A 6,406-nucleotide genomic window follows, 5' to 3' on the forward strand; every position below is an offset into this window, starting at 1 on the left:
ATTTATCATTTAACAACAAAACATCATTTCTATCCATATCTGTAATATCTATAAGCGCCCAGATATTCACCTGATTATTTCTATTTTTCTTGAAAAAACTTACTTTTCCTTTTTCGTCCAGTTCATATTCTGACTTTTTTTGGTACTGGTTATGTAAAAGCCCTTTGTGAACCTCCCACGACTGAAGTCGCGTGCTTCCAGACGCTTTAGGCGTCAGACTGAATATCGGCGGATACGCCTATAACTTAGGTGCGCAGTTATGCGCATTTCCCATGCCGGATATGGCTGGTTCCCACATTACAGGTAGTCCGCTGTATATCTGCCTGTATCTATTCTACTTTTAAGAGTTCCATTTCTGAATGGAGTTTTCTCAGATCTGCATAGACACATGAGGTTCTACGCTTTACAGGAGGGACTTTTGCCTCCAGTAAAGACCTTTCCGTTGCCGGAATGGGTTTTAAAAGTTCTCTGATAAAATATCTCGCTCCTATATTACAGGCTGCTGACAGGTCACAATTATATCGTTTTCCTGTCTGGAAAGTACAGAGGCTGTGATTTTCCCAATCACGTGTTACCGCTCCGGAACCATCATAAGCCAGTCTGCTGGTATTCCATGCGCAGATCCTGGATACCCGCATCCCTTTCCTGTGTGCCTGATGTCCACAGCGCCTCTGTATATCCCGCTTTCTCCACAGGTGCAGTTTCTGTTTTTTCTTTCCCGATATCTTCCCCTGCATCTCCAGATACTCGAACACGATCACATCTGCATGGTTTTCTTCCGCATATCTTACAATCGCACCTGCAGTCTTTTTTCCAAGTTCCGTGTTCAGACGTTTCGTATATGCCCATCTTCCCTGTGTCTGCGCAGAGCCATGTTCCCTCTGGGATCTGCGGATCCGTCCCAGTGTGCGGTACATCCGGTCTTTTTCACTGGGATGATCTATGAATCTTCTTCCCAGGACAGTTCCGTCTGCCCGCATGATGGTACAGACTGCATCGGTATTGATCCCTAAGTCCACGCTGCAGATAACCTGTTCTTTCACAGGTTTTTTGGTAAGTGTTACTTCTTCTGTATAGGAAAAACGCAAAAAGTACTTCCGGTGTCTCTTTTCCAGAGTCGGGGCAGATGCCTTTTTCCCTGACCAGTATCTTCTCAGATGTTCCATATCTGTATGCTCCAGACGTACACAGGACCATTTCCAGTCATGACCGTCATAGAGTTTCAGGTATGCTTCGTCTTTCCCTTCCACTCCTTCACGGTACATGACATCACGGTAGAAAACCGGCATGGCGTGATTTTCATATACAAGCTTTGGTTTCCCGCTCTTTCCGTCTGTCTTTTCCCATAGATCCAGCCGTGTTTTATAAGAGGATACTGTCCCCAGTGCATGCTGGATGGCAGATCTGCGCAGATAGGAAGGCATCTTTGGGAACCGGATATCAAAATCAAAACAGGCATGATTTTTCTTCGTAGTATGTACCAGATGTTCTGCAGCATTAAAACGCCTCTTTGCATCCGGGATTTCTGCTAATTCTTCCCATACCTGCACATAAATTCCAATCAGATAGCTGACAGCAGCACGATAAATCTCCAGTGTCTGGCGGATCGGGATATTCTGTTTTCGTAATTCTACACCATAACTGGATATTATCTGCATTTTTATTTCTCCCTGATAACTCTTTTCTCAGATTCTGTTGTTTTTTCTACTATCCATGGCTATATTTTAGCACATATAGTGCCATAAGTAAACATGTGTTCTTTCTTTGGGTAAAAAATTTGCGCGTCTAACTCATCACTAAAATAACGAGAATGCGACGCGCAGTTATTCAATCGCATCATTCCCACTGCTATTCGTCCAACATTTCCAACAGGAATATACTGCTGCTAAAAAAACATCTGTCAAAAGCAACATTTAAAACAGAAAACACCCTCTGATTCCGGAAAGCCATTTTCGATTTTTTCTCATCATCCCATAAACATATAGAGGATTTTCATCTACACTTTCCGAAGAAATATCCTGATCCGGTGTTTCGCCACATCTGAATACCCATCCAGTCAATGCCAAATATCCCCAAAAGGCTACTCCAAATGTGAATCTATCATCTTCAAAAATCCAACGATATGACAAAAATAAAATACAAAATAACAAAATTTTTCCAAGTATATTATTTTTTCTTTTTCGGTTTATTATGATCCCCCCTAGTCATCAGGCCTGTACAACATCCGATATTCCCAGACAATCCAACAGATCTTTTTTCATTTTCTCATATTGTTTTTTACATCTCGAATATCTATATAACGGAAGGATTTCCAAGCGATTATAATAACGGTTATATACCGCTCCAAGACGGTATCGTCTTTTATACATCATTATCCCTGAATTATTCCGTACAATGCTCTTCAGAACACGATTATCATCTTCTACTTCCAGCACAAAGGAAAAATATATTTCCTTTTTTTCCTCTTTCGTTGTAATATACTGTTTCCAAAATTCTACAAAAGCTTTATTTAATTTTCCGATATCCGCTTCCTGAAACAAATCTGTTTTTACATATGCCAAAATATGTATCTCATCTGTTTTGTCATATCTGTAGAAAAAAGTTTTTCCATTTCGAGGAGCTTTATACGTATTTATATATTGATAAATTCCAAAATCTTTTTCCATTACATCAGAATGTATCTGTAAATCCCTGTAACACACCGGATTTTCATAATACATATTGATATTCTGGCACAGAAAACTGAATGGCGCCCAATTTCCTTCTTTATCTGTTGGGTATTTATAATTCTTTTTATAAAATTTCACATAAAATATCCACATGCATGATCTTGCCATGATCATAAAAGCCAGCGAGATATTCAGAAGGATTTCTATCACTGTACTATTTATACCTGGATTTACATACTGCATCCCCAGATATGTAAAATACACTCCCAGCCACAGAATCATTATTTTTCGCAAAAACAAAAAACTTTTTAACTTTCCGTTTTTCCTGATAGGAAGAGCATATTTCGATTCCTTTTTGTCATTTAACATACCGTGTACATAAAATGGATTCTGACAGTTATAACTATCCGGCACATTATAAGGGGTTTTCCATCTTGACGGTATAATAACCGTAGGAATAAATAGAATATTTGAGATCATCAGGCTTACCAGAACCGCCAAAATTTCCATTACACCGACCGGCGCCAAATAGAAATAAAAAGATTTCAGTAATCCTCCAAATACCAGGGCATATACGCATAAATAAATTGATTTGCTCAACATGTCGATCATTTCTCTGTATAATTGCCTCTTTCTTTTCTAATACATATTCTTTTAATCAAGTGATATCTTCTCTCCATTTACAGAAATCCAGTAATCTTTCGGTTTGTGTTCCATGTATCCATAACATATCTTTTCATTTTTGTTATTTTCTGCTTCCAGAAATTTTGTTCCCACAGAATCCTTCACATCGGCTATTACATAATTATCATCATTCGGTACTACCAGTACATACCATTCCCCATTAATTTCTATCGTTGACATATCGATATTTATCTTTACATCTTGATACTCTCTGCCTGTACCATAAAATATAGAATCCGGCAATTTCCATTTCCCAGAACTTTCCGGAAAAATCTTCCCCTCTACTGTTCCTTCGTTATCCATGATAACATATGTAGAATTTTCTCCCTGCAGAATACGGATGATCTCAGCATTATCACCATATGCTTCCACGGCTTTCTCCACAGAACTGAAACTTCGGTGAGTATACACTGTATCGCAAACAAAGAGTCCGATTCCTAATATAACAATTGGTGCGACAACCTTAACTGGTGTCTTTTTTGATTTTCTTTTATAAGAAATAGCGATCACCAGATTAATAATAATTACCAGATATACAATTGGTTCTATCACTTTGATCAACATACCTTTTTCACATCACCTTTGCATACAGTCTACAGATCTATATCACGTCTTCCGATCACCCGCTTCAGTTCTTCTCTCATTTCTCTGTAAATATTTTTATATCTGGACTTACGGTCCGTACATTTTATTTTTATGATGTCATGTTTTTTCTCATACAAAACAGCCATACGACTTCGATGTTTATACATTCGTGTTCCTGATCCATCATAAAAAATCCTGCTTATAGCATCATTGATTCTCTCAGTCTGGATTACAAATGTAAAACGTACATCTTTCTTTTTTTCTTCTCTGGTCAGCTCATTACACCAGAAAATCTCAAATGCATCATTCAGAAGCTGGATATGCATTTTCTCCATATCTGCTATATCAATGATCGCCCATAAGTTTACCTGTTGATTTTTTCTTTTCTGATAAAAACAGATTTGGTCATTCTCTTTTAATATATAATTTGCTTTTTTAGCATATCCGCTTTTAAAAAGACATTCTTCAAACACCAGAGGCTGATTTTTCTCCATTTCTTCTGTTGGATCAGGCAGTATCCTTCCTGCCAGTCCCTGCATTTCATATCCGATAAAGCTGAATGGCATCCAGATACCTTTTTTATTTCTCGGATAGCAGAAACTTTTCTTATAAATGTGGATATAATATGCCTCCACTACACCAAGACTCATTATTATTCCCCAGTAAATCCAGAAAAATTCCAGTCTGATTTCCTGATATCTTCTATGTATTATATGATCAGAAATAAACCCTGCTGTCATCAGAAGGACATAACTCAAAAGCAAAATCTGTACTACAAAATATCCATTTATCTCAGAAAACCATTTCCTCTTTTTCAACATTTTTCGTACATACAAAGGATTCCTGTCATCATATAAATTTACAAAAGGAAACCTTTCATTTCTTGCCCAAATTCTATCTGCCGATAATACAGCTTCTCCCATTGCCGCCAATACTAATGCCATTCTGATCTCCGGCATGATCTGGTAGCAAGCTGGTATCAGAAGTAATGTTATTAGAAAAAAACGTTTTGTTTTTTCACTCAAGCGATATCTTCTCCCCATTTATAGAAATCCAATAATCTTTTGTTTTATGTTTTATAATATCTATTATTTTAATGACTACTTATTATTTTCCATCCAGAAGAATTTTTCTCATAGCTCTGACCCAATCCTTCAAAATCCCGATCGGAACCATCTTCTGTCCACTTGCAGAAACCCAGTAGTCCTCTGGGTATTTTTTCAGATATCCATAGTAAACGTTTTCGCTTCCTTTTGCTTCGGAAAATTCTGTTCCTTCCGAATCGTATACATTCGTTATGGGATATTTCATTCCCGGATATGGTGACACCACAACATACCATTCCCCATCAACTGCTACGGTAGATACGTCGACTATAATCCTGTCTCCTGTAAAACGCTTTATGTCCTGAAACTCTGAATCCTCCGGAAGCTTCCAGCCGCTTTCTGTTTTTTCAAAAATCTGTGAGTCCATCGCATCTCCATCATCCATAATAACCAATGCTGAAGTTTTTCCTCGCAATGTCGCCACGACATCTGACCGATCATCATAGGCTGTTACTGCTTCCTCAAGTGTATGGAAACTTTGTTCAGCCTCTTTGTTGTTTTCGGACATCATAAATATGATGACCACAGACAAAACCGGAACCAGTATAAATATGGATATTTTTCGTGGGATTCTTTTCCTGGAATCCACAACTGCCACTATCATGAGCAACAGCAATAAGATTCCCCACGACCACCAGTTAGATAGTGAAATATTCATTTTTATGTCCTCTTTTTCCTACAATCTTGACGCTTCACAGATTAATCGCTACTTTATCTCCATCTACAGAAATCCAGTAATCGTCTGGTTTCATTTTCAGATATCCATAATATACTGTTATATTCTCATATTCCGTTTTTAAAAATTCTGTTCCAGCCGAATCGTGAACCTCATCTATAGAATACTCCCCCATAAGATAATGTGGGAGTATTACAATATACCATGCTCCATGTATTTCTATTGATCTCATATCAATATTGGCATCTTCTGAAGGATAGCTCATACTTTTTCTGAAAAATGCTGAATCCGGCAATTTCCATTTCTTTCCATTTTTTGGAAAAATTCTTCCTTCAATAGATCCATCTTCATCCATGATAACATATGTAGATTTCTCATCCTGCAAGGTTGCTATTGGCTTCGCCTTAATATCATATGCCCGAATCGCTTTATCCAGCGAGCTAAAATTTCGCTGCACAAATACTGCCTGAAACATAATAAATAACAAACCAACCAGAAAAATTGGTCTGATGATAAAAAGCGGTACCTTTTTAGATTTTTTCTTGCATACGAGAGCAACTGCCAATGCAATAAACATTAATATTGTTATAACTCTTTCGAAAATACTCAATATCAGATTCGCCATATGATTCCTTTCTTCAGCTATTAATGGATTCTATCTCCGAATCATCATATATTTTCTTTAA

General features: G+C 37.6%; 6 protein-coding genes. All 6 read right to left on the reverse strand.

What is annotated here, in order from left to right:
- Nucleotides 1-329: 329 nt before the first annotated feature.
- The 6 genes from EAI83_RS16705 to EAI83_RS16730 all read right to left on the reverse strand — a co-directional run bounded on the left by EAI83_RS16705 (nucleotide 330) and on the right by EAI83_RS16730 (nucleotide 6,345).
- Entirely contained in the window at nucleotides 330-1,658 is a 1,329-nt protein-coding gene (locus EAI83_RS16705) for an IS200/IS605 family element transposase accessory protein TnpB (RefSeq protein WP_129976248.1), read from the reverse strand.
- A 549-nt stretch (nucleotides 1,659-2,207) separates the two neighbouring features.
- Entirely contained in the window at nucleotides 2,208-2,561 is a 354-nt protein-coding gene (locus EAI83_RS16710) for a hypothetical protein (RefSeq protein ID WP_129976250.1), read from the reverse strand.
- A gap of 762 nt (nucleotides 2,562-3,323) precedes the next feature.
- Entirely contained in the window at nucleotides 3,324-3,917 is a 594-nt protein-coding gene (locus EAI83_RS16715; protein ID WP_110102830.1) for a hypothetical protein, read from the reverse strand.
- Between the two features lie 29 nt (nucleotides 3,918-3,946).
- Nucleotides 3,947-4,882 carry a hypothetical protein gene (locus EAI83_RS16720; RefSeq protein ID WP_129976252.1) on the reverse strand — a complete coding sequence of 312 codons (936 nt, stop codon included), beginning with the start codon at nucleotides 4,880-4,882 and terminating at the stop codon, nucleotides 3,947-3,949.
- A 163-nt stretch (nucleotides 4,883-5,045) separates the two neighbouring features.
- A complete protein-coding gene (locus EAI83_RS16725; protein WP_129976254.1) occupies nucleotides 5,046-5,702 on the reverse strand; it encodes a hypothetical protein in 657 nt (218 codons plus the stop codon).
- 34 nt (nucleotides 5,703-5,736) lie between these two features.
- Nucleotides 5,737-6,345 (reverse strand): hypothetical protein, encoded by a 609-nt coding sequence (locus tag EAI83_RS16730; RefSeq protein WP_129976256.1) that lies wholly within the window; start codon nucleotides 6,343-6,345, stop codon nucleotides 5,737-5,739.
- Nucleotides 6,346-6,406: the final 61 nt, after the last annotated feature.

The sequence above is a fragment of the Blautia sp. aa_0143 genome, from assembly GCF_004167315.1.
Taxonomy (GTDB): domain Bacteria; phylum Bacillota; class Clostridia; order Lachnospirales; family Lachnospiraceae; genus Blautia_A; species Blautia_A fusiformis.